Origin of the sequence: Oceaniferula spumae (genome assembly GCF_042849255.1) — a bacterium.
In the GTDB taxonomy this organism is placed as follows: domain Bacteria; phylum Verrucomicrobiota; class Verrucomicrobiia; order Verrucomicrobiales; family Akkermansiaceae; genus Oceaniferula; species Oceaniferula spumae.
In genome coordinates this window covers 2330069-2356775 of the sequence record NZ_AP026866.1, presented here as the reverse complement: position 1 = coordinate 2356775, position 26707 = coordinate 2330069, and the positions used below count along the sequence as shown (strand labels likewise).

General features: G+C 52.1%; 22 protein-coding genes and 1 tRNA gene. 15 read left to right on the top strand and 8 right to left on the bottom strand.

Going from position 1 to position 26707, the window contains the following annotated elements; genetic code table 11:
- Window positions 1-113: 113 nt before the first annotated feature.
- Window positions 114-422 (bottom strand): hypothetical protein, encoded by a 309-nt coding sequence (locus tag ACSPJT_RS09765; RefSeq protein ID WP_435892356.1) that lies wholly within the window; start codon window positions 420-422, stop codon window positions 114-116.
- Between the two features lie 150 nt (window positions 423-572).
- Between ACSPJT_RS09765 and ACSPJT_RS09760 the strand changes: the two genes are divergently transcribed.
- The 3 genes from ACSPJT_RS09760 to ACSPJT_RS09750 all read left to right on the top strand — a co-directional run bounded on the left by ACSPJT_RS09760 (window position 573) and on the right by ACSPJT_RS09750 (window position 4457).
- Window positions 573-1592: an aspartate-semialdehyde dehydrogenase gene (locus ACSPJT_RS09760; protein WP_435892355.1), complete on the top strand. Its 1020-nt coding sequence runs from the start codon at window positions 573-575 to the stop codon at window positions 1590-1592.
- Between the two features lie 73 nt (window positions 1593-1665).
- Window positions 1666-3525: a hypothetical protein gene (locus tag ACSPJT_RS09755; RefSeq protein WP_435892354.1), complete on the top strand. Its 1860-nt coding sequence runs from the start codon at window positions 1666-1668 to the stop codon at window positions 3523-3525.
- Window positions 3526-3566: 41 nt separating this feature from the next.
- On the top strand, window positions 3567-4457 hold the full coding sequence (locus ACSPJT_RS09750) for a polyprenyl synthetase family protein (RefSeq protein ID WP_435892353.1): 891 nt from the start codon (window positions 3567-3569) through the stop codon (window positions 4455-4457).
- 128 nt (window positions 4458-4585) lie between these two features.
- Here ACSPJT_RS09750 and ACSPJT_RS09745 read toward each other — a convergent pair whose 3' ends face one another.
- Entirely contained in the window at window positions 4586-5548 is a 963-nt protein-coding gene (locus tag ACSPJT_RS09745) for a 6-phosphofructokinase (RefSeq protein WP_435892352.1), read from the bottom strand.
- Window positions 5549-5748: 200 nt separating this feature from the next.
- On the opposite strand from ACSPJT_RS09745, the gene ACSPJT_RS09740 reads away from it, so the two are divergent.
- A tRNA-Cys gene (locus tag ACSPJT_RS09740) sits at window positions 5749-5823 on the top strand.
- A 54-nt stretch (window positions 5824-5877) separates the two neighbouring features.
- On the opposite strand, the gene arsB is transcribed toward ACSPJT_RS09740, so the two are convergent.
- A complete protein-coding gene (gene arsB / locus ACSPJT_RS09735) occupies window positions 5878-7047 on the bottom strand; it encodes an ACR3 family arsenite efflux transporter (protein ID WP_435892351.1) in 1170 nt (389 codons plus the stop codon).
- A 70-nt stretch (window positions 7048-7117) separates the two neighbouring features.
- Entirely contained in the window at window positions 7118-7435 is a 318-nt protein-coding gene (locus tag ACSPJT_RS09730) for an ArsR/SmtB family transcription factor (protein ID WP_435892350.1), read from the bottom strand.
- Window positions 7436-7707: 272 nt separating this feature from the next.
- On the opposite strand from ACSPJT_RS09730, the gene ACSPJT_RS09725 reads away from it, so the two are divergent.
- The 4 genes from ACSPJT_RS09725 (at window position 7708) to ACSPJT_RS09710 (ending at window position 11313) form a co-directional block, all read left to right on the top strand.
- A complete protein-coding gene (locus tag ACSPJT_RS09725) occupies window positions 7708-8262 on the top strand; it encodes a peptidylprolyl isomerase (protein ID WP_435896195.1) in 555 nt (184 codons plus the stop codon).
- Between the two features lie 120 nt (window positions 8263-8382).
- On the top strand, window positions 8383-8709 hold the full coding sequence (locus tag ACSPJT_RS09720; RefSeq protein ID WP_435892349.1) for a YegP family protein: 327 nt from the start codon (window positions 8383-8385) through the stop codon (window positions 8707-8709).
- A 289-nt stretch (window positions 8710-8998) separates the two neighbouring features.
- On the top strand, window positions 8999-10072 hold the full coding sequence (locus tag ACSPJT_RS09715) for a galactose-binding domain-containing protein (protein WP_435892348.1): 1074 nt from the start codon (window positions 8999-9001) through the stop codon (window positions 10070-10072).
- 173 nt (window positions 10073-10245) lie between these two features.
- Window positions 10246-11313 (top strand): galactose-binding domain-containing protein, encoded by a 1068-nt coding sequence (locus tag ACSPJT_RS09710; protein WP_435892347.1) that lies wholly within the window; start codon window positions 10246-10248, stop codon window positions 11311-11313.
- A 57-nt stretch (window positions 11314-11370) separates the two neighbouring features.
- Here ACSPJT_RS09710 and ACSPJT_RS09705 read toward each other — a convergent pair whose 3' ends face one another.
- Window positions 11371-12885 carry a trypsin-like peptidase domain-containing protein gene (locus ACSPJT_RS09705; protein ID WP_435892346.1) on the bottom strand — a complete coding sequence of 505 codons (1515 nt, stop codon included), beginning with the start codon at window positions 12883-12885 and terminating at the stop codon, window positions 11371-11373.
- 11 nt (window positions 12886-12896) lie between these two features.
- Window positions 12897-13808: a PP2C family protein-serine/threonine phosphatase gene (locus ACSPJT_RS09700; RefSeq protein ID WP_435892345.1), complete on the bottom strand. Its 912-nt coding sequence runs from the start codon at window positions 13806-13808 to the stop codon at window positions 12897-12899.
- Window positions 13809-14006: 198 nt separating this feature from the next.
- Between ACSPJT_RS09700 and ACSPJT_RS09695 the strand changes: the two genes are divergently transcribed.
- Window positions 14007-14684 (top strand): FHA domain-containing protein, encoded by a 678-nt coding sequence (locus ACSPJT_RS09695; RefSeq protein ID WP_435892344.1) that lies wholly within the window; start codon window positions 14007-14009, stop codon window positions 14682-14684.
- Between the two features lie 20 nt (window positions 14685-14704).
- The gene (locus tag ACSPJT_RS09690; protein WP_435892343.1) at window positions 14705-15490 is read left to right on the top strand and encodes a PP2C family protein-serine/threonine phosphatase; all 786 of its coding nucleotides are present in this window, start codon (window positions 14705-14707) and stop codon (window positions 15488-15490) included.
- Here ACSPJT_RS09690 and ACSPJT_RS09685 read toward each other — a convergent pair.
- Complete coding sequence (locus ACSPJT_RS09685; protein WP_435892342.1) at window positions 15487-18210, bottom strand: serine/threonine protein kinase; 2724 nt, start codon at window positions 18208-18210, stop codon at window positions 15487-15489. The two genes, ACSPJT_RS09690 and ACSPJT_RS09685, sit on opposite strands and share 4 nt — an antisense overlap.
- Before the next feature lie 175 nt (window positions 18211-18385).
- Here ACSPJT_RS09685 and ACSPJT_RS09680 point away from each other — a divergent pair, with 175 nt between their 5' ends.
- From ACSPJT_RS09680 to ACSPJT_RS09660, 5 genes are all read left to right on the top strand, one after another.
- The gene (locus tag ACSPJT_RS09680; RefSeq protein ID WP_435892341.1) at window positions 18386-20689 is read left to right on the top strand and encodes an ATP-binding cassette domain-containing protein; all 2304 of its coding nucleotides are present in this window, start codon (window positions 18386-18388) and stop codon (window positions 20687-20689) included.
- 30 nt (window positions 20690-20719) lie between these two features.
- Complete coding sequence (locus tag ACSPJT_RS09675; protein WP_435892340.1) at window positions 20720-21697, top strand: haloacid dehalogenase-like hydrolase; 978 nt, start codon at window positions 20720-20722, stop codon at window positions 21695-21697.
- 54 nt (window positions 21698-21751) lie between these two features.
- On the top strand, window positions 21752-23128 hold the full coding sequence (gene mpl / locus ACSPJT_RS09670) for a UDP-N-acetylmuramate:L-alanyl-gamma-D-glutamyl-meso-diaminopimelate ligase (RefSeq protein ID WP_435892339.1): 1377 nt from the start codon (window positions 21752-21754) through the stop codon (window positions 23126-23128).
- Between the two features lie 7 nt (window positions 23129-23135).
- Window positions 23136-24068, top strand: coding sequence for a DMT family transporter (locus ACSPJT_RS09665; RefSeq protein ID WP_435892338.1), 933 nt, complete (start codon window positions 23136-23138; stop codon window positions 24066-24068).
- A gap of 173 nt (window positions 24069-24241) precedes the next feature.
- A complete protein-coding gene (locus tag ACSPJT_RS09660; RefSeq protein ID WP_435892337.1) occupies window positions 24242-25042 on the top strand; it encodes an outer membrane protein in 801 nt (266 codons plus the stop codon).
- A gap of 122 nt (window positions 25043-25164) precedes the next feature.
- Here the strand turns inward: ACSPJT_RS09660 and ACSPJT_RS09655 are convergent, their stop codons facing one another.
- Entirely contained in the window at window positions 25165-26706 is a 1542-nt protein-coding gene (locus tag ACSPJT_RS09655; RefSeq protein ID WP_435892336.1) for a DUF7133 domain-containing protein, read from the bottom strand.
- Window position 26707 lies beyond the last annotated feature (1 nt).

Sequence of the window (26707 nt, the reverse complement as noted above, 5' to 3'; positions counted from 1 at the left end):
CCTGTGGTCATCTGTAAAAGAAAACCCACGCACCGTTGAGGTGGCGTGGGTTTCTTTAAAACGATTCGTGTTGGGAAAACCAGCACGAAATTGGTTGTTTCACTCGGTTCGCACTAGGCGGACTCTTGGGCGGCGAGGAAATCGCTGTGAGCTTCGGACAGTTTTGCCAGTCCTTTGTATTCCTTGCCCTCCTTTTCAATCATACCTCTGGTGACCAGATTCTGGAGTTTTTCGTAAGCGCGGAGGCGAAGCATTTCTTCCCCACCACTTACGGCATTACGCTCCTTGAGCCTAGCGTAGACAGCTTCAAATAAATCATTAAATCCGAAGAAGCTGTCGTCATCACCCAGCACATTAACGATTTCATCTGTTACGTGATCTGGGACGCGGCGAGAGAAACGAGTTCTTTTCGTAGTAGCCATGGGTGGATTGTACCACGATTAGCCATTACATGCGAATTGAAAATAATAAAAAGCACAAAATTTAATCTTTTTTTGATCCGCTGCATGACAATTTTCTTAAAATCACGGGGTTGACACTAGTCGTCAGCCAGCCATTGTCAGCCCGCAATTATGAGTGCTACAACTGGAAAACGTCTAGCAATAGTGGGGGCTACAGGAGCAGTCGGGCAAGAAATGCTCGATTGTTTGGAAGAGCGTAATTTCCCCATTAGTGAATTAACTTTATTAGCTTCAGCCAGATCTGCAGGTAAGGAGATCCCATTCCGCGGAAACTTAATTAAGGTTAAGGAATTAACACGCGATTCCTTTGCGGACATTGATATCGCCCTGTTTAGCGCCGGTGGCGGCATCTCTAAGGAGTTTGCTCCCTCTGCCGCCGCAGCCGGCTGCGTGGTCATTGATAACTCTTCCTGCTTCCGCATGGACGAGGATGTACCGCTGGTAGTTCCTGAAATCAACCCTGATGCGATCAAGGACCGCCCTAGGAACATCATCGCGAACCCGAACTGCACTTCCATCATCACCCTGATGGCTCTCTTCCCGCTGCACAAGCTCTACGGGCTGAAGAGCATCATCGCCTCCAGCTACCAAGCCGTCTCCGGCAGTGGTGCCCAGGGCATCATTGAGCTCGACGAGCAAATCAAGGTGCTTGCCGGTGGTGGCGAGGTCACTGCGGAGATGAAAAAAGTCTACCCGCACCAGATCGCTTCCAATGTCATCCCCCAGGTGGATGTTTTCACCGACAACGGCTACACCAAGGAAGAGCTCAAGATGCATTTCGAAAGCCGCAAAATTCTCGGTCTCTCGGATCTCAACGTCACCTGCACCTGCGTTCGTGTGCCCGTGCACCGCTCGCACTGCGTCTCCGTCACCGCCATTTTCAACAATCCGGTCGACGTCGAAGAGGCGCGTGCCGCTTACACTGAAATGCCAGGCACCCGACTGGTCGATGACCCGTCCAAGAATCTCTACCCTGTGCCGCTAGACAGCACTAAGGGAGACGACTGCCTGATCGGCCGCATCCGCAAAGACATGGTGCTGGAAAATGCACTGACTCTCTGGGTGACCGGCGATCAGGTCCGCAAAGGCGCGGCTCTGAATGCCGTGCAAATTGCCGAGCTGGTGGAGTAGTAGAGTTTCCCAAGGCACAGGGTGAAATCGTTCCCTCTTGTGCAGCTGGCCAGTTTGGTTAGGGTTCTATTTCATGAATAGATTCTTGGCCATATGTGGCGCGATTCTGCTGGCAGCGATGCCGCTGGAAGCAACCTCGGTAGATTCTGTCGATCACACCTGTCCGGCCTGTGGGCGGCAGGTGCAGTTGACGGTGCTGATGTCTTATTCTCAGTTCGGCGAACAGCCCAGAAACCTCTCCAGCATGTTCGGTGGCATTACTTCGCCACAAATGTGCCCCTATGACCTTTTCATCGATTATGCCTCGCGCTGGGAGAAGCCTGAGGCCGGAGTCAAACAGAGAATCGAGCCGATATTGAAAAAGCGGACCATTGTCCTGACTGAAGCGGAGCAAGCTGCACGGAAAGAACACGGCGATGAATTTTTCGAACCTGTGAAGGAAATTCTCTGGTATCGCACCTGTCTGCCTCATCTGAAGAAAAATAAGCAGGCTTCCCCCGAGCGAGATCTGAGTATCAGCCTCAGGTTGTATTACAACGCTTACGATGAGCCGTTGAGAAGTTTCTACCGCAACTTGGCAATAACACGCTTAGCCGAGCTACCGAAAGCCGCTTGGCTGAAAGATGAGGTTGGGAAACTGGTCTATGCGTATCTTCACGCCGAGTTGTTGAGGGAGGCAGGTCGCGATCAGCAGGCCATCGACGCTTTTCGCAAGGTGCTGTCCGCCTACAAGAAATTCCCAGGGAAAACAGAAGACAACCAATGGATCGAACAATGGGCGGAGGAGCAGCTCACGAGGACTCTATTTTCCAAGCAGTCCAGCGCCGAGCTCAAAGAGAACATCAACCTCCAGTGGCTCGATACCGAGTATTGGCAGGAAGATGATCACCCGAGCGATACCTCCCCTGAAAAATGGATGAAGCACAGACTGGCGCTATCCATGATCCAGGAGAGACACCCTGCCGGTCAGCCTGATGCCGGAGAAATTCTGAATGCTGTCCTCGATCACAATGTCCTCCGACTCATGGCCCTGGCCGATACCGCAGCCGTGGATTACCGCACACTGACAAAACACAAACCACTCAAAATCTGGCTGACCCAATTACGCAAGGAACTCAAAAACGGCACGCTTTTTCGTCAGGTCAAAGATGCAGAGCAAAAAAAGAATTTGGAGCGGCAGCTTGGCCGTTTGCTTGGAAAAAACATGTTTGGTGATGAGTGGCCGGTCACTGAGGAACTATTGCCCCATTTTGAAAAATGGAGAATGGCTCGCGACAGCACACCGCCACTACCCGAGGGCTGGACATGGCAGCAGGGGACAGATGGTTACAAGTCACTGATCGATGATGAATTTAAAAACGATCTCGACCTCAGGCGAGACGCGATGTTCGCCTTCCTCCAAGTCCTACCACAAGTTCCGGATCAACCGAAAAAGTGGTCATGGGATGTTGCCCAGGGACTCCAAACGCTGGCAGAGAACAAAGCGCATTTTCATGGCCGTCTGACAGGTTTGTTAGAAAAGCAATGGGAGGGCGAGTTCTGGAAAAGTTGCGTCGCTTACCTGAACGGAAGCGGCAAGGCGGAGGCGTTCACGAACTCCGCGCTGGTGAAAGTCGAGATTGATCAAGAGAAACGATACGAGAATTTTATCTATGGATTTTTAGGAGACGCCAATGACAGCACTTGGAAAACCAAAGCTCTCGAAGAGCTCTCAGGAGACCAATGGATCAAATCAGACGTATACCGCTATCTGGACGATCTGTCAGATCCATCCCTCGTGCCAGTCTTGGAAAAACGGATCGCCTTCCTCCGCGCGCGTATGAAAAAGAAGGAACGCGAAAAGCACGAAAACGAAATGTTCGGTTACGAGCTGAGTTATCCAGAGAGCATCCTTCTCCGTCATCGGATGAAATCACTGACTTACGGACAATAAGCGATTGCCTCCAATCGCAAAATAACATCACATAGCCACTTATGTCCGACAGCGATCTCAAACCTTGGCTTAAGCAAACGCAAAAAGAAGTCGACTCCGCACTCGGCCGCTTTCTCCCACGCGAGTCCGCCGCGCCGAAAACCATTCATAAGGCGATGCGTTACAGTATCTTCGCCGGCGGCAAGCGCCTGCGCCCCATCCTCACCCTTGCTGCCGCCGAAGCCTGCGGAGGTGGGATTGAAAATGCCCTCGCTCCCGCCTGTGCCACCGAGATCATGCACACCTACTCGCTGGTCCACGATGACCTCCCGTGCATGGACGATGATGATCTCCGCCGCGGCCGACCCACCAGTCACAAAGTCTTCGGCGAAGGAATGGCCGTCCTAACAGGCGATGCCTTGCTCACCCAGGTGTTCATCGTCATTGCTCAGACCCCGGAAACCAAACGTTACTCGGTCAAAGACTACCTCGAAGAAATTGCGGAGACCGGCGGCAGTAAAAAACTCATCGGTGGTCAGGTCTTGGACTTGGAAGGGGAAGGAAAACAACTCACCAAGAAAGAGCTGATCAAGATTCACGAGAACAAAACCGCAGCCCTGCTAACATGCTCGGTTCGGCTCGGTGCCATGACAGCCAACGCCACCCCAGCGAAGCTGGAAGCCCTCACCACTTTCGGATACAACCTCGGACTCGCATTCCAAGTCATCGATGACATCCTCGACGTCACCCAGACCACAGAAATGTTAGGCAAGACAGCCGGCAAAGACGAAGCCGTCGACAAATCAACCTACCCAGCCATCCTTGGACTAGAGGCTTCCCGAAAAGAAGCCGCCCGCCTCACCAAGAAGGCACTCAAGACCCTGGAAATCTTCGGCAAAAAAGGCAAACGTCTCGAGCAAATCGCCCGCTACCTGCTAGAACGCGAATATTAGGAAAGTAGGACAGCTTTGCAAGCTGTCGACAACCCAAGGCATAATCAAGCCGTGGAATAACCGTGGAATAATTAACCCACGTGTCCTCCCGAAGTTTTGGCGAAGGGGGAGGCACCAGTCAACTACCCCTACTTACACAGCTTCTTACACATCGCCACCAAAGCCGGATCCATGTCGCAGCGTGCATCGGCAACCTTGTGAACCGGCAGGGTGCTGAATGAACCGGAGCGATAGACCATGATGTTATTGGTTTCGCCGCGATGCAGTGACTCCACAGCGCCGACGGCGAACTTGGATGCCATCAAGCGGTCTCTCACTGTCGGAGATCCACCACGTTGGATGTGTCCCAGAATCGTAAGACGTGAATCCATTTTCAAGGTGTCACCAATCCAGCGGGTCAGGTAATCACTCATGTTGCAACCCTCGGCCACGATCGCGATCAGGAAATTTCTCTCGCCCTCGTATTTCACACGCAGACGCTCGCCGATGCTGTCCAGATCATACTCCAGCTCAGGAACCAGGCAGATTTCAGCTCCGCTGGTCACAGCCGATGCCATCGCAAGGTAGCCGCAGTGCCGTCCCATGGTTTCCACCACGAAGGCGCGTCGGAAGGAATTCGCGGTGTCACGAATACTGTCCACCGACTGACGAATCATGTTCAGCGCCGTGTCCACGCCGAGACAGTAATCTGTGCCGGGAATATCGTTATCGATCGTCGCGGGAATACCTGCGAACGGAACCTCGAAGTCGGCATAAAATTGGTTCAGAGCTCTGAACGAGCCGTCACCTCCGATAACTACGAGCTTATTGATCCCGCGCTTTTTAAGGTTATTGTAGGCAGCTTGGCGGTGCTCATACTCAAAAAAGCGCTTCGAGCGTGATGAGCGGAGGATGGTGCCGCCGCGGTGAATGATGTCAGAAACGTCATAGGCGCTCACTTTTTCGATTTTATCATCGATCAGTCCGCGTAAACCGTCATCCACAAGGAATGGTTGATAGCCCAAATGGCGTGCGTGATCGGCGGATGCCTTGATCGCTGGGTTCATACCGGCGGCGTCACCGCCCGATGTCATGATTGCTATACCTTCCATATTTAAAAATTGTTTGAAAATGATTCAGACTTATCCTCGACGGGGGGTAGCGCGAGACGCGGGACAGTAAAGACGGATTAGGATGTAATGCAAGCAACACTAATGCCAGAATTGGATGAAAAGAGCCATTGACAAGGCTGCAATCGCGCCCTATCAAACCCGCGCCTCGGGGCACCATCAGAGCCCCGACATCCTATAAAGGCGGGATGGCCAAGTGGTAAGGCATCGGTTTGCAAAACCGACATTCGCGGGTTCGATTCCCGCTCCCGCCTCCATTTTAATCCACCCTCGCGGTGGATTTTTTGTGTCCTGAAATCGACCTATACAGGTCATGCTTGGCTGAACCAGCCCTGCGTCTTCTTACAAACGCTCACCAAGAGGAGCATCAGGGGGACTTCGATGAGGACGCCTACTACGGTGGCTAGGGCGGCTCCGGAGGAGAGGCCGAAGAGCATGACGGCGGTGGCGATGGCGACTTCGAAGTGGTTCGAGGCACCGATCATGGCGACCGGACCGGCGTCTTCGTATTTGAGTTTCATGAGCTTGGCGGCGGCGTAGCCGAGGGCGAAGATGAGCAGCGTCTGCAGGGCGAGGGGTATGGAGATCCATACGATGGTCATGGGATTGGCCATGATGATTTCGCCTTTGAAGCTGAACAGCAGCACTAGGGTGAGCAGAAGGGCGAGGATGGTGACGGGGGTGAGGCGGTGGAGGAATTTCTCCTGAAACCAGGTTTCCCCTTTGGCTGCGATGATCCATTTTCTGGAAAAGTAGCCGGTCACCAAGGGCAGGGCGACGTAGATGGCGACCGAGAGCAGCAGCGCTTGCCATGGGATCGGCAGCTGTCCCACACCTAACAAGAATCCACCTAACACGCCGTAGAGCACTAGCATGGTGAGGGAGTTGATGGCCACCATCACCAGCGTCAGGCCATCGTTGCCGCGGGCGAGATATCCCCAGACCAGCACCATGGCCGTACAGGGGGCGATGCCTAACAGGATGCAGCCTGCGAAGTAACTGTGCCACAGTGGAATCTCTAACATTTTAACACCCTCACTCATGACGACGGTGCCAGCGCCGTGTTCGGAGCCAACCGGGAGATCGAGGCCGAAGGGCATTTTCACCAGGTCCACGGCCTCGGTGCCGATCATGTTTTTAAATAGGAAACCGAGGAAAAGCAGGGCGATGCCGTACATGGTGAAGGGTTTGATGCACCAGTTGATGAAGAGGGTGAGGAAGACCGGTTTGCCGCTCTTGCCGGCGCGGACCACGCGGTTGAAATCGATTTTTACCATAATGGGGTACATCATCAGGAAGAGGCAAATGGCGATGGGGATGGAGATGACGGGCGCGCCCTTCACGTAGATCGCCATGCCATCGAGTGACTTCGCCAGTCCGGGTGCCGCTTTTCCTAACAGGATGCCGCCGATGATGCACAGCCCCACCCAGACGGTGAGGTAGCGCTCGAAGATATTGGTCATTTTACGATCGTTGTTCATGATGGTGATTGGGTTGGTATTTCTGGAAATATGGAAATAGTAACGTAAAAAAAAATATGAGTGAGGTCGGTTAGCAATCGCAGGAGGTTTCGATGCATGTTTCGCCAGAGCAGCACTCGGAGACGAGGAAATCGATCATTTCCTGCAAGACCTCATACTGCGGCTGGCAGATCAAGGTGGTGCCGTCGCGTTCCTGCACCACCAAACCAGCGCGTGTGAGTCTGGAGATGTGGTGCGAGAGGGTGGAGGCGGGGATGTTGAGTTGCTTTTGCAACTCTCCGACGGCGAGACCTTTCTGGCCCGCTTTCACCAGATGACGGAACAGCGCGAGCCGTGTCTTGTGACCGAGCTCGGCCATGCAGGTTGCTGTTTGTTCGAGATTCATCATAGTGCTTGATGCGTTACATAATCTTGATCGAAGGATTAAGCAATAGTTATTTCCATGTTTATCGAAATATGGAATGAGGGTATTTTTGAATGCTGTGTGCATGGATTTCCTATGCACTCTTTCAAGGGCAGTGTTGTATGCTTTTCATTCTATCAGAATCGGCCGCTGCTTTCAGAGTTCTGTATCCTGTCCTCTAATGTCTGATTCCCGCTTGCACTGAGGTGGGATGGGGTTTAATTCATTGCGTGATGAAAAAATACATACTGACAATGATGACTGTACTGGCCGCCGGATGTTTTTCCGCCCAGGCAGCTGATGAAGTGAAAGACATCCGTATCGTGATGACCACGAGCAAGGGAGACATCGAGGCGACACTGACCGCTTCCAAGACTCCGATGACGGTGGCCAATTTCCTCAACCTCGCCAAGCGCGGTTACTATGATGGGATTACTTTCCACAGGGTGATTCCCAATTTCATGATCCAAGGTGGAGATCCTACAGCGAGTGGTCGTGGTGGTCCGGGATACCGTTTCGGGGATGAGTTCAATGCCGAGCTGAAACACGATGGTCCTGGCGTATTCTCCATGGCAAATGCAGGTCCTGGAACAAACGGTTCCCAGTTTTTCATCACTCACAATGCGACTCCGCACCTGAATGGAAAACACAGCGTCTTCGGTAAAGTGACCAAGGGGCAGGACGTGGTCAACGCCATCGCCAAAGGTGACACCATCAAGGGAATCAAGATTCTCGATTCTACCGACGCACTTTTCACCGCGCAGAAAGCTAATCTCGATAAGTGGAATGCGGTCCTTGACGCCAAGAAATAGTTTCACATCGAAGTGACACAATTGATGGCTTGCGGCATCTAATGCAATGGATAAACTTCCATGCTAACACATCGAGAATGATGTGACCGCATCCTAACAATAACAACCAAACCAACGAACATGTTTGAAATCTATCAAAGCGAGAAAACCCAAAAGTTCCACTTCCGTCTGAAAGCCAAAAACGGTGAGATCATTCTAACCGGCCAAGCGTATAAGGACAAGTCAGGTTGTGAGAACGGTGTGGCGTCTGTGAAAAAGAACGGTGGCGATGAGTCCAAGTTCGAAATCAAAGACTCGACCGACGGTAAACAGTACTTCGTGCTCAAGGCCAGCAATGGTCAGATCATTGGACAGAGCCAGATGTACAAAACCGAGTCCGGTCTTAAAAACGGCATCGCATCCGTCGGTAAAAACGCTGCAGGTGACGTCAAAGACCTCACCGCCTAGCTCATTCATTGAAACAATTTCAATTCACCCGTCTTCACTTTGTGGAGGCGGGTTTTTTGTGTTCTGAGTGAATGGCAACATCTTGAATAAATCCGGCTATGGCCACATGAGGTTGGTGAGAGGTGTTGGGTGCGAACACGTTGCAGGGTGGTAATGCCTTGGTAATTTACTCCCAATAATTGAGGAGTATGCTCTGAGGGGACTCCAACCGTTAGTCAAAATATGTTGACGGCTCTGACTCATTTTGGGTTAATGAGAAACCGTAGTAACTTAGCTGCCCACACATATTATGAAAACCCAGATCAATTTCTTTCTCGGAGCTGCGTTGATTAGCACAGCATCCGCAGCTGTTGTAACCGATACAGTTGTCCAGAATCGACGTCTCAACTGGTCACACATGCCGGGTGCTACAGCTAGCCAGTCGTCCACCGGTTCAGGTGGTGCTGCTAGTAGGGCGATCGATAACAACTATAGCGGAGCTTGGGCTGACGGTTCTGTGACCCATACTGCCGGCACTACTGCGATCGGGGATTTCTGGCAAGTCGATCTTGGGGCTGTTCGGAGTATTGATGACATCACCCTTTTTAACCGCACGGATTGCTGTGATGGCCGACTTTCGGGTTATTCGGTTTTAGCGAGTAATGTTTCGGATTTCTCGACCACCGTTTTTGATTCGGGAGTCCAAACCGACACAGCAGGAACTAGTATCAACTTTGCTGCTGGAGTTTCTGCACAATATGTCCGTGTGAGGCGCGATGCCACCAGTAATCATGGCGACAATGTGATCTCTCTCGCTGAAGTGGATGTCCTCGGTGGACCTTCCGAGTTTACCTTCACTAACTTGGCGCTGGGTAGCACGGCTAGTCAATCGTCTACCTTGGCCAACGGTAATATTCCATCTGCGGATAAAGCGATTGATGGCATATTGGCCAATTCTTTCAATCATAGCTCAACCACGCATACCAATCCTAATGCTGGCGGGGCTGTGTTTTGGGAAACCACATTCTCGTCCTTGGCTGATATCAATGAGATAGCACTCTACAATCGTGCCGACTGCTGTCCCACTCGCCTGAGTAATTTTCGAGTTTCCATTTTTGATGGTGCAACCGAGGTATGGGGTGAGAACTATTTCGAAGGCACAGGCAATGCTGATCTGATTTTCAGTATTCAGGAAGATACCGGAGCTTACATCGGAACCGGCGACCGGGTCAGGATCGAACTAATTGGCGGTCTCAACAATGATGGTAATAACGTGCTCTCACTTCGCGAAGTGGAAATCTACGGAGTTCTGGTTCCCGAGCCTTCCTCTACGGCCTTGCTCGGACTGGCAGGGCTTGCTCTGTTGTTTCACCGCAGGAAATAGAAAGACCGGTGAACTCGCCCTGTGAATCAGATCGCTAGAGACTTGATTTATTACCCACGAATAGGACGCGTTGCACCATTTACAACGGCTCAATTTCACCCCTAAAGTAAACATCATTCGATCTGCGAGCTGGCCAAACAAGTGGCGTCGAAAAGAATTCAGAAATCAAACCAATGAATAAAACAATCCCCCTCATCCTCAGTGCCGCATTAGTTGGCTCCGCATCAGCGGCTGTTGTTACCAATGCAGTTGTGTTTAATAAGACTCCCTCCAACTGGACCTATGAGGGAACTGTTACTGCAAGCCAGTCGTCAACCGGAGCTGGTGGCGTTGCCTCACGTGCGATCGATAACAATACCAATGGTGTCTACAACAATGGCTCGGTGAGTCATACAGCAGCCAATGGTGATCCAAATTCATGGTTTCAGGTCGATTTAGGCGTAGTACGTCCGATCAATGAGGTAACTCTCTTCAATAGGTCTGATTGCTGTCCTGAACGACTTACAAACTACTCTATATTGGCCAGTAATGATTCCAGTTTTGCGACTACGGTATTCGATTCAGGCAATCAGGGAACGGCTGGGGCGACTGCCACTATCAACGGGATTGATACCGTAGCACGATATGTGCGCGTGCAGCGAAACGCTTTGTCGTCCCCAAACAATGCTGGATCTGTTATTTCTTTGGCGGAGATCCACGTTACTGGAGCATACCAGAATGTAGCGCTTGGTAGTTCTCCTTTTCAGACATCGACTGCGTTTAACGGTAATGCCGGCAAAGCGATTGATGGGAATTTAGCCCAAAGCTATAACGCCTCTACTACGCACACTAACCCAAATGCTAGTGGTGCTGTCTATTGGGAAACAACTTTCACTGATCTGACCGCGATTAATGAGATTGCTCTCTATAACCGTGGCGACTGTTGTCCGGACAGACTTAGCAACTTCCGAGTATCCATTTTCAATGGCGCTAACGAGGTCTGGGGGGCTAACTATTTTGAGGGAACAGGGAATGTAGCGCAAAACGCGGTATTTAGTATTTTGGAAGACGCTGGAGGTTTCATAGGCACTGGTGATCGTGTCAGGATCGAACTCATCGGCGGAGTGAACAATACATCGGGCAGTTCAAAAGTACTGTCTCTTCGCGAGGTCGAGATCTACGGTGTTGCAGTTCCCGAGCCGTCTTCTACCGCCTTGATCGGTTTGGCTGGTGTAGCCTTCTTGCTCCGACGCAGGAAATAGATCGCGATATTCGTCATTTTTCAAAGCCTCGCAGTCAATGCGGGGCTTTTTTGTTGGTCAGCGGCGGGAAACTTTGACGGTGACTTCACCCAGTTGAATTTGGTCGCCAGCGTCGATCTTGGTTTTCTGACCGGGGGAAATGGGAGAGCCGTTGACTTTGGTGCCATTCGATGAGCCGTTGTCTCTGATGTAAAGGTCGGGTTCCTGATAGGAGAGCACGGCGTGGGTCTTGGAGATGGAGGTGTTGTCGATCACCAGTCTGGCACTGCTGGCTTTGCGGCCTAGGGTGAGTTCGCCATGATAGCGGCGTAGCTGCTCGGGGGTGATTTGGAAATGCACGTTCGGGCTCTTACCCTCTTCCGGATTGGAGCCCTCGAGTGCCCAGCCGGCGGTGGTGGTGGTGGGTTGTGGTGGCTGAGACGTAGGCGTGGAGTGTGTGGCCGGCGCAGGAGTCGAGGATGGAGTGGAAGTGGTTGGCAGACGTGGAGCTGCGTTAGAGCCAGGTCTGGCGTTGACTCTTGAGACTCCTGAAACTCGCTTGATATACTGGGTGTAGCTTTCTGCGGCGGGTTTCTTATACATGGCAACGATAAGCGAGGCCACAGCCGCGAGTCCGACTACACCGAGGATGGCCCAGATTTTCCAATCGATTTCTGCCTCGGAGAAAATTGTCGTAGTTGTGGCCTCCGGAGTGGGTTTTACGTAGGGCTTGTCAGTGATCGTGGCTTTGATGTTCTGCGACTTCAGGACCTTGATCACTTCGGTAATGCGGGCTGAGTTTTTCACATTGTCGGCAAGTGTCAGGCCTTTGATGGTTTGGGCATCCAAGCCCTGAGTGTTAATACCGATGATACGACCGCCCTCATCAAACAAGGGCCCACCACTGTTACCGTGACCGATGTTGACATCGTGGTCGATCACTTCGAGTTCGGTTTTGTATTCCGGCTGCCATTTTCTGGTCAGGACTTTGCGAATTTCACCACTGGAGACTGTGGGGTCGAGGAACTGAACTAGGCCTCGATCCGCATTTTTGATGATGCCTCGTTGGTCGGTGAAAACCAAATTTACAAAGTCGACCTCGATTTTCCCCATGTTATCGGTTCCGGACCGGCGGCTCGCGTCGGCAGATTTCGGATAGCCGATGGCGTAGGCGCGACTGCCTTTTTCAATGGGCGCTTCGGAGAGTGTCTGTGCGTCGCAGGTAATGCCGGGCACTTTGAGAATGGCGATGTCTAACTCCTTGTCTTTCCAAGTGACTGTGGCGTTCAGAAGTTCGATCGTGGTGGCGTCCACACGGCGGGCGACTACCAGTTTCTTGCTTCTGTCTGCGCCGACTACGACGTGATGATTGGTGATAATCACCTCGTTGCCGATATAGAATCCAGAGCCGCTACCGTAGCCGATGGATCGATTCGATTTCTGCGCCACGATCACGCGCACGACGCCTTGCTCAGCCTTACTGGCCTTGAAGCCGCTGTTGTCATCGGCCGCCAGCAGGTGTGCCCCTGTTAGTGAGCATAATAAAAGGGGGAGTGCGAACAGGATGCGGAGTGAATGATTGAGGTGTTTCATCAGCGTATGATTTATTTCAGGACAAACAGGTATAGGATGAGGAGGATGTCGAAAAGGATGAAGATGCCAAAGAGGATCAATAAAAAAGCTTTGAGTGGTTTTTTCTCGTTAGGTGGTTCGTTCCGTCCTGCTGCATGACTAGGCATGGAAGTGCTCGCAGCAGCTTGGCTAGCAGAGTCACGGTGGTCACCTTCGGTGTGGATGATGGCAAGACTGGTATTGTCGCTATCTGGTCCGTTGTTTTGCACCGCACGTTCTACCAGTTGCTTGGCATGTTGTTGCAGTGTTTTGTTTGGTGGTGTGGGTGGAAAGGCGGCTTGATCGGCGGGGATGCTTTCCCAATATCCGTCTGAGCAAAGTAAGAAAGTATCACCAGGCTGGTAGTGAGAGCTTTGGTAATCGACTCCCTTGAATGAATTTCCGCCAAGAGCTTTGAGAATTCGTCCTTTATCGGGGTGGGTAGATAGCTCGGCTTCAGTGATCTTATCTTGGTCTAACAACATTTGTACTACCGAATGATCCCGCGTCCGTGTGATTACCCGACCGCTTGGATTCAGGTGATAGAGGCGGCTATCCCCGCAGTGGACCCAGTGGGCATTTTTTTGATCAACATAGAGGGCGACTATTGTGCTGGCGGGTTTGCGGTTGGCATCCGGGGCAAGTTGTTCGATGGCACTGAAAGCATCTTCGGCGATTTGGGTAAGCTGATCTTTAGGGGCATGAAACAGTCCCTTTTCTCGAGTCCAGAGGTTCTTGGCGCTGTCGATGACCGCTTGGGAAGCCGCTTTCCCATCAGTATTTCCCCCTACACCATCTGCTAGGACGGCGAGACATTGGGTCCCGTTTGTCCAGTAGGCGACGGAGTCTTGCTGCTCTTGCCGACCGCCGGTGTGCTCAGCTGTGGCGACTTGGAATGTGGGCATGGGAGAGGGTAAGTTAGGTTGGTTACTACGCGCGCAGGGAACTCACATATAACAGTCAGGATATGACTCCATCACGGAGGCTGACAAGCATATAGCCGTGTAGAATATTATATCGACCAGTCGCATTGCATTGCCTATAAATTGGGTGAGGCGATTCAGGCAATCCGCTAGGTATGCTTGGCAACCAATATTCAAGTGATGGAATCAGATTCAGACAAGACACGCATTATCAAGCGGCCGGGATCGGTTCCGCCACCAGTGAACACAAATCTAACACCACCGCCGGTTCCCTCGTCCTCGGGAGACGATCCAGATGCTACACGTATCTTGAAACCAGAGGAAAGAATCAACCGCACGGAGTCGCAGCAGAACGTTGCCGGGGATGACCCAACACGCATTCTCCATCCACAAGGTGCGACTGAAGATAGCGAAAAAACCCAATTACTGAGACGTCCGTCAAAAAGATCCAACGCTCCCGCCCCGGTGAATACAGGTCCGGGAAGCTCGGCGGACGATCCGTTGACCGGCTGGTTGGTAGTGATCTCAGGGCCAGGCACTGGAACCTATGTGGCTGTGGGTGAGCAAGACAACCGCGTGGGCCGAGGAGGAGGTCTTGACGCGCCACGAGTCAGCCTCGATTTTGGTGACTCCGGCATTCCTCGTAGTAATGCATTTATCGTCCGCTATGATCCCAAAAAGAGAAGATTCAAAATCCTGCCGGGCGAAGGCTCTAACATTGTCTACCTGAACGATGACGACTTGGATGGTCCCACCGAAATGAACTCCGGTGACATCATAGAAATTAGTGAGACCAAATTACGGTTCGTGCCATTCTGCGGAGAGGGTTTCGACTGGCGAGATACCGAGGCTGAGTAGTCTGTCATCCCTACAGTGCCATGTTGAAAATCGACCAAGACTTCGCGGGGAGACAAATTCCCGGTGACCGCCCGTATCAGGAAGATGCGCAAGGTTTTGCCTCGCTGGTGGAGAATTCCGAGTCTGAAGTGGAGGTTTTGTTAGTTGTACTGGCCGATGGTATGGGTGGCGAAAATGCTGGTGACCATGCCAGCTCTAGCGTTGTGCTCAGATTCGTAGAGTTTTGCCACGAATTCGAAAGCACCGACAGAATGACGATGCAGCAGATGTTGCTCTGCGCGATGAATACCGCAAACAACGGCTTGGCCGCAGACATTGAAACGGATCCCATGCTCGAGGGTATGGGGACGACCATACTGGCTGCTGTGGTAAGCCAAGATTCGCTTTACTGGCTAAGCGTGGGAGACTCGCCACTCTACCTGTATCGTGACGGATGCCTGGAGCAATTGAACGAGGATCATTCCATGATGCCGCTGCTTGAGCGCCAAGTTGAGGATGGTTTTTTGCATGAAAGCCAACTGGCTACACACCCAGAGCGCAATGTCCTTCGAGCGGCTCTAACGGGTGAAGAAATTACTCTGGTGGATTGCCCCCAAGAGGGCTTTCGTCTGCTGCCAGGAGATGTTGTGATTGTTGCGTCGGATGGAATCCAGACCCTTGATGAAGAGCAGATACTCGATTGTATTGAAAAGAACCTCACGCTCACAGCAGATGAAATCACCCGTGAGTTGATTGAAGCAGTCAAGGCGGCGGCAAAGCCACGTCAGGACAATGCGTCCATCAATGTGATACGTATTCCAAATTAATATCTAACGGAGGTCACGTAAGGGATGCCGTTAATGTACTTCACCTTGACGTGTTCTGTGCGGGTGGTTTTGCCATTGTCGCTTGTGACTTCTACCACGCACTTGAAGGAATAGGAGTAACCGGTCGGGTCACTTTGTGTCAGGTGGAGGAAATCTGAATAGGATTTCACAAGGTAAGCGCGGAATCCGCTCTGACGTCGAGTGGCATTGATCCTTTGCAGAATTTCCTGCCGAGTCAGGACTTTGGGTCCGTAGTATTCGGTATTGTTAGAGTAGTAGGAGGCCTCCTTGGTTGCGCTCTCCCCGCCATCCGTATCTCCTGCTACCAAGCGGGCTTGATTGAAGGCTTTTAAGTTGGATACGATGGCGGTGTTGTTAGGGACGGTTTCGTCTTTTGCATCGCCCAGCATAAATTCTTTATAGGCATTGATGACGGGTTTGCCTCCGCTCTTGAGGATGGCAAAATTGGCGTCTCGTTTTGCCTTCAAGGTGAACAGTCCATCATTGAGTTCAATACTGTGAGGCACGCTCACCACCCATGAACCACCCTGAGAGTGGGCTTGGGCTTTTACCTCACCCACGATAGTGTATTTGCGTGTTTTCCAGCGCTTGTAAAAAGCGTCGAACATTTTACCGAGATCGGCTTTCGACTGGCGATTCTTCTGATCGTTTCCATAGAAAACCAAATCGTTCAATAGAGCGGTGCGGTCGGCGGCTTGGTTAGGGTTGTTACCCGCGAGGATGAATTTCTTGGCAACTAGGATCGCGGTTTCTTGGGTAATTCCAATTTTGGCAGCCAAGTCATCAGATCCAGATTTTTCCAAGGTTACAGTGCCCAGATCCAAAGGCTTGCCATCGGTGCTCATTGTAAATGGAACAGTCTTGGTAACATATCCAGCAGCGGAAATCTCTAGATTGTGTGCGCCAGGAGTTTCAGCGCGGAAGGTGGAGTTGGCTAGGTAGACTCTTTTTTTATCAAGATATAGAGTCGTGAGCGGAGGGTTGGTCTTGAGCGTGACGCGCCATTTGAATTTGGTAATGAACGCTTCGGATTGCTTCAAGAGGTCATCCGCCTTGCTTTTCAGGTGGCTCGGAGGAGTTGATTTAGCCAGTTGTTCGGAAAGTTTGCTGACCTCATTCAAGTTTTCCTGTTTGAGTGCGGATTCAAGATCGTTGATCAACTCGGTGATCGTGCGGGTGTTTCCTTGGGCTTCGAGTTCCACTTTGGAAAGGCTGATACGGCCGCCAATTTCCTCGCACTCGAAGTTGATGGATCGCGCCTGATATCCATCGGCAAATATTCTCAAGGTGTGAGAGCCTAGGCCTTTGACCTCGAGTTCACCATTGGTCAGCTTGCACTTTTCCCCGTCGAGTTCGGTCTGGGCGAAGCTGGGGGTGATTGAGATGCTGACGGTGTTAGAGGCGTTGGCGATCTGATCTTGTGTTTGCTTCGACAGTGAATCGTAGCGCTCCGCATCGGCAGTGGCTAATTCCGAGCGGTCAATTTCGTCAATAAGCTCTTTGGCCGACAGTGGTTTTTTGACATCCAGAAACGTTTCGATTTTGGTGAGCTTGGTAGAGACATCTGCTCCGGTTCCGCCGTTGTCATCGTTGGGGATGAGTTTCCAGGCGGTAATGCCGCCAGCTACCAGTAACAGGGCGACGACACTGCATATGGATATGAGCAGAGCTTTGCTTTTAGGTTTTTTGGGAGCATGAACCAGTGGCACCGGAGCGGTGTTGGCGCTGGGTGGAGCGGTTTGAGATCCGGGCATCACCGGTGGCATGGAGCTTGCAGGAGAAGGATTAACCATCGTTTTTGATGGTTCCGCTAACAGTGTCCGCCAATCAGCAATGCATTGCGGGCGAAGCTGCTCAGCCATTTGCAGGGCGGTGTCGATGGCGTGTAGGAACTGCTGCGGGTATCCGGCTGGTGCGAGGTCTGCCAGCTTAGGCAGAGGGTCTGGCTGCATGTTTCGCTGAGCGTCATTGCGCTCGCTAGCTGGGACAGGCTGCTTTCCGGTGATCATGTAATATGCCACGGAGGCTAGAGCATAGATGTCGCTCCACGGACCTTGGTAGCGGGCATCTGTGGAATATTGCTCGATGGCAGCGTAGCCTGGAGTGATGATGCTGGTGACGTCGTGAGTTTTTCCACTGATCGTCTGCCGGGCAGCTCCGAAGTCAATCAGCATGGGGGTGCCGTCCTTAGTGATGATGATGTTATCCGGCTTGATATCACGGTGCAGTGTATCCAGGCGGTGCACGACCTCGAGGCCGTCGAGCAGATGGGATAGAATGTTTTTAACCTCCGCGTAGTTCAGCGTTTTGCGTTTGCTGACCATTTCCTTCAGGCTGTCTCCCTCGACGAAAGGCATCACCATGTAGGCGGTGTCGTTGGCCTCGAACAGGCGATAAATACGCACAATGTTAGGGTGCTCGAATCCCGCCAAAGTCTGAGCCTCCTTGAGGAATGAATCGATCGCCCAACGAAAGTCTTCTTCCTGGCTGCTTGTCTGGGCCACTACTGTGCTACCCGATCCTCGCGTGGCGATGCCATCTGGCAACAACTCCTTGATTGCCACCTTTTTCTTCAGTCTGATATCCTCAGCGAGATAGGTGATCCCAAATCCGCCCTTACCGAGAACGCTTTCGATACGGTAATCCTTCAGTTCTGTGCCTGGGGCAAGGCTATGCGTGTATTGTGGCTCTTGGGACATTACGTGAAAATACCATGGGTAAAAAGGGGCGCGGTGACAAGTATAAGTTAGGGGCTGAGTTGTTCCAGATTGTCATTTAGTGTGACTTCTGACGCTCATGAAACTTTGTCATGCAAGACTCTCACTAGGGCGATTCTGCCTTGCCTGAATATGCTTGGTTAGATAGTTTTTCAGAGTGAGCAGAACATTCGTGATTGGCCGTTCCCCGGAGTGCGATCTGGTGATTAACAACCATTTTATCTCCCGTCGGCACGCTGAGTTAGTTCAGGATTCCAATGGTCAGCTACTCCTGCGTGACCTTGGCAGCTCCAATGGCACGGGCATCGGGAGCATTACCAATCAAGTGCAGGATTCGCCACTTCAGGAAATGGATCTGGTGTTCTTCTCAGAAGACTATCCGGTGCCGGGAGGTGTGCTGATGAGGCATTTCCATCACTGGCTTCATAGTAATGGCACAGCCCGCTCATCGCTCACTTTGGGAGATGTGAAGGTTTTCGGGCAAGGGGTGATTCGCATCGGGAGCTCACCTGAGTGTGAGGTCTGTCTGCCGGTGTTGGGAATCGCGCATGAGCATGTCTCAGTTTTTTATGACAATGGCTGGCAAGTCGCCGACCTCGCAGGAGATGCCTTTTTAAATGGCGAGGAAATTGGCAACCGGACAATGGCCCTGGAGTCCGGCTCTGTGATCGAGGTGGAGTCTGAGGCGGTGTCGCTCACGTTCTCCCAACAGCAAATGATCATCGCTCGCCAGCGCAGTGGTTTTGCTCTGGAGGCCGATCAGTTGAGTCTGACCGTCAAAGATCGCACTACCGGTGAGCCGCGGAACCTGCTCAGTGACATTTCTGTGTCGGTGCTCCCCGGTGAATTGGTAGCTCTCATGGGGCCGTCCGGCAGTGGCAAGACCACACTGCTGAACATCCTAGCTGGGATTAGCTCAGCGAGTCGTGGGGAGGTGAAATACGATGGTGTGCCGGTCGCAGCCGGTGATATCCGGGCCACTTCTCACACAGGTTATGTTCCGCAGGATGATCTTCTGTATGGGGAGCTCACTGTAGCTGAGTCACTTTACTACTCCACTCGTTACCGTGTCCCCGATTCGGTTTCGAACGAACAGATCAAGCGCAAGGTGGCCGAGGTCTGTGAAGTGCTTGGTTTGGACGAACGCATCCGAGGCACATTGATCGGCTCGCCGGAAAAGAAAACACTATCAGGTGGCCAGCGCAAACGGGTGAATCTGGCGATGGAGCTAGTGACTGACCCGCTTATCCTCTTTCTCGATGAACCCACGTCCGGACTTTCCAGCCGCGATACCCGCGTAGTGGTGGATGCACTCCGTGATCTGGCATCCAGCATGTCGATCGCGGTCATTGTCACGATTCACCAGCCATCGCTGAAGGTATATCAGACCTTCGACAAGGTACTCTACCTCAAGGATGGGAAATTGGTTTACTACGGGAATGCGTTTCCCGATGGCGTCAGCTACTTTATCCACGACGAGGCTCCGGAGGTGGCAGGTGCTGATGCGGTCATGGAGGCCTTGGAGGATCGGCACGCTCACGATGCCGCACTCGACTACACCCGCTCGTCGGCTTTTCAGAAATTTGTCCAGCAGCGTGCGCAACTGCTCAGTGTCATGCATCACAGTGACCTCGGGCTACCGGCAGCCAGAGCCTCCGAGTCTTGGTTCAGCCAAGTCATCCACGCATCACTACGTTATGGGAAGTGCCGCATCCGAGACTGGCAGGCACTGCTGATCCAGATCATGCAGGGGCCATTGGTTGGGGCTCTGTTAGGCATTGGTTTGGCATCGGTGCGTGTGAATACCCCTTTGTTTCTCTTTGTCTTTGTTGCCATCTGGTTCGGTACGAATAACACCGCCCGGGAACTCGTCAGTGAGCGCACGCTTTTCAGGAGGGAAAAACGGAGCGGCGCAGCTGTCGGCGCGATGTTGCTTTCCAAGCTCAGCATGAACAGCCTGGTGACTTTGATCCAGTGCGTGCTGTTGGTTCTGATGGCGAGCCTGTTCCTTGATCTGACTCTGAATCTAGGCCTTGCGATTGGGGTATGCTGGCTGGCCTCACTAGTGGGCATTTCGCTAGGCTTGCTGATCAGTGCGCTGGCCAAAACGGATGTCGCTGCAATCGTGATTACGCCGCTGGTTTTGATCCCATTTATTCTATTTGGAGGCTTATTGGCACCGATCGATGATCTCAAGGCCGGACCCAAGGCAATCACCCAGCTGATGCCCACTCGATGGGGTTACGAGGCCTTGGTTCATGCGGAGAAAATCAGCCATGAGACCACCGAGGAGGAAAAGACCAACCCTTTCAAGACCTTCATTGAATTTCGCGCCGATGATGCCGATTCCGGAAATGGTCGCAGGACTCGGAAAATCATCTCCTGCATGTCCGTCTTGTTTGGTCAGTTTACCCTGTTTTTCTCCATGGTCTGGATACGTGTGAAATTGAAATCTTACTAACACTCACTCGCATTACGACTTGCAGAACGTGTGAAACAATTCACACACGTTCCTTTTTCACACTTGCTGTATCGCCTGCACACTGGTTTCCTTGGGTGTCTCGGCAACCACGGGGCAAATCCGACCATGGCCATTGCACAGAACACCATCGCTTTAGTCTTCGATTACGACCAGACTCTGAGCCCGAGTTACATGCAAGATGACGTTCTCTTCCCCGAGTTCGGTATCAATCCCGAGTCGTTCTGGAAGAAATGCAATGCCTTGGTTCAAGATCAACAATGGGACGGTGAGTTGGCATACATGCAGTGTCTGCTGGATTATCTGGAAATGGACCAGGTATCGAACGCGCGGCTCACTGAGTTGGGGGCCAATCTGGGTTATTTCCCCGGTGTTACGGAAATGTTCGAAGGCATGCGCCAGAAGTGCCTCACAGATGATCACCATGCCCATGATATTCGGCTGGAATACTATATTGTCTCCTCCGGACTCAAGGCCTTGTTAGAGGGTAGTAGCATCCGCGACAAGTTTCGTGCGATCTACGGCTGTGAATTCGGCGAGGACAAACAAGGCCACATCCGCTACTCAAAGCGCACCATTTCCCACACCACCAAGACACAGTATCTGTTCCGAATCAATAAGGGGTTGTTAGACTACTCTGAAGATGTCAACGACCACCTGGCCCCCGAACTCCGCCCCATCCCATTTGAAAACATGGTCTACGTAGGCGATGGCCCAACGGACGTGCCCTGCTTCACTGTGATGCGTAAAAACGGGGGCAATGCGATCGCCGTTTACAATCCGGAAGACCCTAGCCGCCGCAGTTTTCGCAAGTGCTACCAGCTCTGTGCCAAAGCCGATCGGGTCAAACACATCGCACCCGCCGACTACCGTGAGGGCAGTCATCTTCGCCTTTTGTTAGAGCAAATGGTCAGCGAAATAGCCGACAGCATCCTGCTACGCCGCAGCGAGGAAATCCAAGGCGGCACCGTCTCAGCTCCCCATTTTTAACGAAGTATCAAGTCCAGCACTGATCACCGATAACTTCCCACTGATAACTTTTCTATGCAACACGTTCACTTTATCGGAATTTGCGGAACCGCGATGGGTTCCGTCGCTGCCGCCATGCAGGCAAAAGGCTTCACCGTCACAGGTTCTGACGAAAATGTCTACCCACCGATGTCGACATTTCTGGAGGAGCAAGGGGTGCAGATTTTTCCTGGCTACAAGGCGGAAAATATCCCCGAAACGGCCGAAGTGATCGTGGTAGGTAACGCGGTAAGCCGAGGGAACGAGGAGGCTGAGGCCGCACTTGAACGCAAGCTGCTCTATGTTTCCTTACCAGAAATTCTTAAGGAACATTTCCTGCGCGGTAAGCGCAATCTGGTGGTCAGTGGGACTCATGGGAAAACAACCACCAGCTCTCTGTTAGCTTGGTTGCTCAAAAATGCCGGTGTCGATCCCAGCCACATGATCGGTGGTATTCCGCGCAACCTTGGCAAAGGTGCTGCCTTCACCGATTCTGAATTTGTAGTGTTAGAAGGTGATGAATACGACACTGCATTCTTCGACAAGCGTTCCAAATTCCTGCACTATCTCCCCGAGGTCGTCATCGTGAACAACGTCGAGTTCGATCATGCCGATATTTACAACTCCCTTGATGAGATCAAGTTGACCTTCAAGCGTTTGCTAAACATCGTGCCTAGAAATGGCGTTGCCTACGTCAACGGCGATTGCGCTAACAGCATGGACGTTTCCAAAGGTTCGCCCGCCCCAGTGGTCTCAGTCGGACTAGGCGATCACTGTGACCTCCAGATTACCCAAGTTGACTACCAACCGGAAGTCACTCGTTTTCACCTCGATGGCGAAAGCTACGAAATACCACTTGCCGGTGAGTTCAATGTGCGCAACGCAGCCATGGCTGTCTGCGCTGCTAGGTTCTCTGGTTTTACTCCAGATAAGATCCGTGAAGGCTTGTTAGGATTTGATGGTATTGCCCGGAGGCAAGAGGTCAAAGGTATCGCGGGTGGTGTCAGAGTCATTGATGACTTTGCCCATCATCCCACAGCGATCGGCCTCGCGGTTGATAGCTTGCGCCAGCAATACCCAGATTCAAGGATCTGGGCTATCTTCGAACCTCGGTCTAACACGACACGACGGAACATTTTCCAAAACGAACTGGCCGCCAATTTAAGTAAAGCGGACGTCGCTGTCGTGGCGGCTGTGCCTGATCCAGAGAAGGTGGAGAAGTCAGAGCGACTTGATCCGGAAAAACTCATGGCTGACATCAGGTCGGCAGGGGCCGAAAGCCACTACTGCGAGAACGTCGAAAAAATCGTCGAACTCGTCGCCGCCGAAGCTAAAGCGGGTGATACGGTAGCCGTACTCAGTAACGGTGGCTTTGGTGGGATTCACCAAAAAATGTTAGATCGTCTGAGTTAATGTTCCGATGACCATCAGCTCCCGCATGTGCCCCTTCGCGGTGCTCATTTGTGCCTTGCTTTGGGGGAGTGCTTTTCCAGGTATCAAAGCAATCTACGCAGAGTGGGAGCAGTTGGGCGTAGAGGCTCATATGCCGAACCGGTTACTGCTGGCTGGTGTTCGGTTCACCATCGCTGGAGCGTTTTTATTATTGCTGGCACGTCAGCCGATCAAAGAGCTGCGCCGCACGCCGTGGGTGCCGTTGGCCCTGTTTGCAGCCACTCAGACTTATATCCAGTATGTCTTGTTTTACACAGCGCTATCGGTATCCAGCGCAGTGCTGGGTGGTCTGTTAGTCGCATCAGGTAGTTTTTGGTGGCTGGTGCTCGCCCCTTTGATATTGAAGACACCTTGGCCGTCGAGAGTGCAGTGGTCACTCATCGCTGTCGGCGCAGCTGGTGTGTTTTTGGCCGTTTATAAACCTGGAGCAGGGAGCGGTCAGCCTGTGTTAGGAGCAGTTCTATTTTGCTGCAGCACTCTCAGTGGAACCTTCGGCGTTATTATTCTGCAAAAGGTCATGAAAACGATGGGAGCGAAAGCCGCGACTGGATTCGGTCTCTTTCTGGGTGGTGTTATGTTGATGTGCTCAGGAGCCGCTGCGTGGTCAGATTTTGCCCAGCTTTTTTCGACGAAAGTCATCTGGCTGACTCTCTACCTTGCCTTCGTTTCCGCGACGGGCTTTGGTTTATGGAACTACCTCACCAGTTTGTTTCCAGTGAATCTGTTAGCCGGATATCGCTTTCTGGTCCCCGTTTGTGCCGTAGTAGAGTCTTCGTTGTTTGTGACTGGCGAATCTCCTGGTCTAGGAATATGGATCGGCGGTCTGTTGGTGATTTTTGCTGTGATATTTCTTCAAAGACAGCAAGGGAAAATGGATAGACTCGTGCACCGAAAAATCTAATGACTCGGGGAATGTTCATTAGGTTTGGAAGTTTGCGCGATTTTATTCCATTTTTTTTTCGATTTAGTGAAAATAAATATAGGTTTGTCCATTGACTGTTAGAAGTTTGCATGTGGACAATGTAATTATCGAACATGGGGATGAGCCTCATTGTTCGAACAGACAAAAACCATATGAAAACCACAATATTGACTATCGCAGCCGGGGGAATGCTTTCAGCTCTGGCGACCGCAGGAGAACCCGTAGCCTATCAACCCGCCCCAACGCCCGAGCCAACATGGAACTGGACCGGATTTTACGCTGGTGTCCAAGGTGGTATTAACTTCGATACCGATAACGACGGAGGGCTGGAGTTTGACTCTAACCTTGACGGGAATTACGGCGATACAGTGCCATTTGGAGCCGATGACGGTGGCGCATTCCGCCGCAATTTTGAACATGAATTTCACGAGGCCGTATCATACGGTATCCATGTAGGTTATGATCATCAGCTTAACAGCAAGTGGGTGTTAGGTGGAGTCATCGACTACAACTGGACTCATCTCGAAGAATCTCAGAGTGGATTCTCCGCCACTCCTGCGTTCTACCGTGAGGAAAGAAGCTTGGATAACTTTGGTTCAGCCAGACTTCGTGCAGGTTACCTTGTAACCGACCGCACTCTGGTATTCCTGACCGGTGGTCTCGCCTACGGTGAGGTAGACTTCGAATTCGACTCCAATAACTTAAGCAGAACATCATCCGGTGGCCAAGACAGCGACTGGGGCTATGTTCTCGGTGCTGGTGTTGAAACACGTTTGACTCCAAACTGGTCACTTACCTTCGAATATCTCTACACCAATCTTGGAGACGGAGATTTCACCACGAACTTCACTAACGGACCGTTTGCCGCTGAGGCAGGCTCGACCAATGCCCGTGGTTCTGAGGATGACTTCGATTTCCACACCATTCAGCTGAAGCTCAGCTACCGTTTCTAAATTACTAGTGGTATAGTAATCATAACGATTGCCTGTCGCGGATTCATTCTGCGACAGGCAATTTTTTTTAGGCGCTAACGCGATTCAGCGATCTTGTTAGGTGCTGAGGTTAATGCCGGCACTTAATAGACCTCATGGGCCATGTACCAGTAGCGGGGGTAGGAAAGCTGGCTCAGTTTTGAAGTGATCTCGGAGGGCAGGGTGATGTCATACATCCTGTTTTTTGTCGGCTTGTTCTTCAGCTCGATTTCGAGGGTGTTGCCGTTGACTTTGATGTTAGAGATGGCTTCGGTCGCTTGTTTCATCTTCTTGGAGCCGTAACCGGAGTGATACTGGAAGCCGTAGGACTCGATGCGGAAATCGGCGGACGTTTTACCCGTATTGATTTCTGCGTTGAAGGTGAATTGGAAGCCTTTGGGGGTCAGTTTCACCGCTTCCACTATCAGATACGGCTTGCCGGTGTAGGTGACCTTCCTGAGACCTTCGCGACCCGGCCAACTGAGGTGGGTTTTGCCGAAGTAAATCGACTTGCCGTCTTTTGAGTAGAGCAGCCGATTGTTTCCTGAGTTGAGTTTGCCGGATACCAACATGTGCGACGCGGTGCCCTGTTGCACGCCCTTGACGACGTCCGGCATGTAGCGAACGACACGGGGGTGGTTCATCTCACCGATGATGATTTGCTCACTTGTTAGTCCGTCTTTTGACAGTGGTGCGAAGCTGCTCTTTAGCGCCAGTGGCTGGGTGATGGAGTTTCCGGCATCGCCTTGAGGAAAGAGGCCTGGAGCGCGGACGCGCATGCGGTCGAGCTCGGAGACAGGGAGTGTGGCCGGTGTCACCTTGGGCGGGTTCTTCGACCAAAGCAGGGAGGCCACATGACCGTGGAAACCATCGGGGACAATGCGGTGAAGCTTGGAAGCGCCTACCCAGTCGCCTTGGTTGTCGGTGACCCAGAGTTGATCATCCTGATCCATGTAGAGCCCGTTGGGTGTGCGTAAGCCGGTGGCGTAAACCGCGGCCTTGCGCGAGCCGGGGGAGATTTTCAAAACACAGCCACGATAGGGAACACGGGCATACATTCTGGGGATGATTTTTTTCTTATCATTCCAGCTGCCGTGCTTGCCGCCGTAGAGAAATTTATCCTGAGTCAGCCCGCCGGTGTTGTTCCATTCACCACGGACTTGTTCTCTAACACCTGATCCGTTGGAAGCGGTTCCCAGGGCAATGTAGATGTTTTTCTTCGAGTCCTTAACCAGGCCGAAGGTGAACTCGTGGTAATTTCCGGAGAGGCCCCAGTCGTTGCAAACCACCTCGTAAAAATCCGCGACACCATCGTCGTTGTTATCGTGGAGTCGTGTAAGCTCTCCGCGCTGGATTACCAGAACGGTGCCCTCATCTTCGACATAAATGCCCAGAGGTTCGTGCAGGCCGGAGGCGAAGAGTTTCCATTGCTTCGACTCCTCATTGTACGTCATCACCTCGCCGCGGTGGAAGCAGGCGATGAGGTTGCCGTTTTTATCGTGATCGAGACCGCCAATTTGATAGTCGACGCCCTTGGGGCCAGCAATGGTTTCGATTTTGTAGTATTCCTCCCAGTTAAAATAGGCCTGGGTCACGGAGCTGGAGACCAGTAGCGCGATAAAAGTTGTTAGGATAGAAATTTTCATT